We start from the raw sequence: 2,547 nt of genomic DNA on the forward strand, positions 1-2,547 counted from the left end.
TCCGGCGGTTCCAACCTTACCAGATTCTTTTTTCGCCCCGTTTCCGGTCCGAATTTGAATTCCGGTGGCCGTTGGAGTGGCCTTTGCCTTTCGGCTGACTCGACATTACCAGAAGTATTCAGCCGAGCTAATCGGCTGCGTGATTCGGAATGAAAGAATCAACGACTCTGCGGAAATTTCTATCTTCCGGCAAGAGTGAGGAAGATGTTATCCGTTGGGATCGGACCTGTCCAGTCCGACGCAACCGTTAAAATCTACCTCCCCTGCTCGACCATGTCAACGGTCTTTCGGGGCGAACAGGAGACTAGCAGGTCAGCGGGGTCGTACGCACATCAGGCAGCCACCGGGAGCTCGGCACTGCGTTCCACGGGATCGACGTCGCCCCGTTCGCCCGCTCGCGCTGCTCGGCCGCCCAGGATGTAGACATACGCAAGGAACGCCAGCTCGGCCGCGATGCCGATGGTGATGCGCCCCCAGGTCGGGAGATCGGAAGGGGTGACGAAGCCTTCGATGACGCCCGAGACGAACAGGACCAGTGCGAGGCCGATGGCCATGCCGATCGCGGCCCGGCCCTGTTGGGCGAGGGCTGAGCGACGGGTGCGAGGGCCCGGGTCGATGACCGTCCAACCCAGGCGCAGGCCCGTACCCGCTGCGGCAAAGACGGCAGTGAGTTCCAGCAGGCCGTGTGGGAGAACCAGCCCCAGGAAAGTGTCGAGCTGGCCGGCTGCCGACATCAGGCCGATGCCGACGCCAAGATTGAGCACGTTGACGAAGAGGATCCAGATCACCGGGATGCCGAGGAACGCTCCCAGGACCAGGCACATGGCTGCGGCCTGGGCGTTGTTTGTCCATACCTGGGCGGCGAACGATGCGGCCGGGTGGCTGGAGTAGTAGGTCTCGTACTCCCCGCCCGGGCTGGTCAGGCGGCGGAGGTCGTCCGGAGCCGCGATGGCCGACTGGACTTCCGGATGTGTGCCGATCCACCAGCCGATGACTGCGGCCAGCAGCGTGGAGAGTACGGCCGTGGGTATCCACCAGTGGCTGGATCGGTAGACGGCAGCGGGGAAACCGGCGGTCAGGAAGCGTGCCGGGTCACGCCAGGAGGCTCGGCGGGTACCTGTGACCGTGGATCGGGCGCGGGCTACGAGCTGGGTGAGGCGCGCGGTGAGCATCGGGTCCGGGGCGCTGGACTGGAGGAGGGAGAGATGGGTGGCCGTGCGCTGGTAGAGCTCGACGAGTTCGTCGGCTTCCGCGCCGGTGAGTCGGCGCCCTTGGTGCAGGAGATGGTCCAGGCGGTCCCACTTGGTGCGGTGGGTGGTCACGAAGACGTCGAGGTCCATGGTCGGCTGCTGCTCCAGGCATGGGTGCGTACGGGTTCGTACTACGGCGGCGCGCTGCGGGTCAGCTTGGCAGACTGAGGTCCCGAGGGGCAGGGAAGACCAGCGAAGGAGGGGGCGGCGATGAGTGAGCTCGTGACCGGGGATGCGGTCGTGCTGGGGCTGCGTCCGGCGAAATTGCCGAGTCGGGCGCTGGCGCAGGCCATCGATCTTGCCGTGGTGGGGGCGGCGTTCGTTCTGGTGTCGATCGGGTTGGCCATGGCGACGGCGACCCTGGATGACGCTGCACTCGCGGCGATATCCGTCGCGGCCTTCCTGTTGGTGCTGGTCGGGGGCCCGATCGCGGTGGAGACGCTCAGCCATGGGCGGTCGCTGGGGAAGCTGGCATGCGGACTGCGGGTGGTCCGGGACGACGGGGGGCCGATTCGTTTCCGGCATGCGCTGGTGCGCGGAGCCATGGGGGTCGTCGAGATTCTCATGACGCTCGGGGTTGTCTCCTGTATCGCTTCGCTGGTGTCGGCGCGGGGGCGGCGGCTCGGGGACGTGTTCGCGGGGACGCTTGTCGTACGGGAACGGGTGCCGGTGGGGCGAGTTACTGCTGTGCCGCCTCCACCACCGTGGCTGGTCGGGCGGTTCGCGAGGCTGGATCTGTCGGCGGTGCCGGACGGTCTGTGGATGGCGATACGGCAGTACCTGACGCGGATGCATCAGCTCGACGCGCAGGTAGGCCGTTCGATGGCGGAGCGGCTGGCTGGGGAACTGGCGACGCGGACCGGGGTTCCGGTGCCCGAGGGGGTGCCCGCCGGGGCGTATCTGGCAGCGGTGGTGAACGAGCGGCAGGCGCGGGATGCGCGGCGGGTGTTCGTCGCTGCTCGGGACGGTGCTGCGCAGGCGGGGAGCGGAGTACTGGCGGGTGGGGCTGTTGTTTCTGCGCCGGTGGGGTCCGGGCAGTCCATGGGTGGCGCGGGGGCGGCAGTTCCCGTGGTCCCGGTGGTGGAGAAGGGCGGGGCGGCGCGCGCTGCGACGGGGTTCGCGCCGCCTGCCTAAGGGCTGTCCCGTAATCCGTGGTGGATCAGCGCGCGGCGTCAGATGTGGTGCATCGCAAGGCGGAGGGGCGCCCGAATACTGGATGTATTGGGGCGTTCCGACAACGCGGCGAGGATGGGGCCTCCCCTGCTCGAGCGCAGCCGAGAGCTTGGGGAAGCAACTG

Annotated in this window: 2 protein-coding genes; one reads left to right on the forward strand and one right to left on the reverse strand. The window is 67.5% G+C overall.

The features are described 5' to 3' along the window. Positions 1 to 332 precede the first annotated feature (332 nt). A complete protein-coding gene (locus tag ACH4EW_RS32420) occupies positions 333 to 1,340 on the reverse strand; it encodes a stage II sporulation protein M (RefSeq protein WP_398263144.1) in 1,008 nt (335 codons plus the stop codon). 120 nt (positions 1,341 to 1,460) lie between these two features. On the opposite strand from ACH4EW_RS32420, the gene ACH4EW_RS32425 reads away from it, so the two are divergent. Beyond that, on the forward strand, positions 1,461 to 2,384 hold the full coding sequence (locus ACH4EW_RS32425; RefSeq protein WP_398263146.1) for an RDD family protein: 924 nt from the start codon (positions 1,461 to 1,463) through the stop codon (positions 2,382 to 2,384). Positions 2,385 to 2,547: the final 163 nt, after the last annotated feature.

This window comes from Streptomyces sp. NPDC018000 (genome assembly GCF_044328025.1).
Classification (GTDB): domain Bacteria; phylum Actinomycetota; class Actinomycetes; order Streptomycetales; family Streptomycetaceae; genus Streptomyces.

What these genes read in the sequence shown, in the direction of transcription:
- ACH4EW_RS32420 (WP_398263144.1), bottom strand. Translation starts at nt 1,340, where the DNA reads ATGGACCTCGACGTCTTCGTGACCACCCACCGCACCAAGTGGGACCGC.
- ACH4EW_RS32425 (WP_398263146.1), top strand. Translation starts at nt 1,461, where the DNA reads ATGAGTGAGCTCGTGACCGGGGATGCGGTCGTGCTGGGGCTGCGTCCG.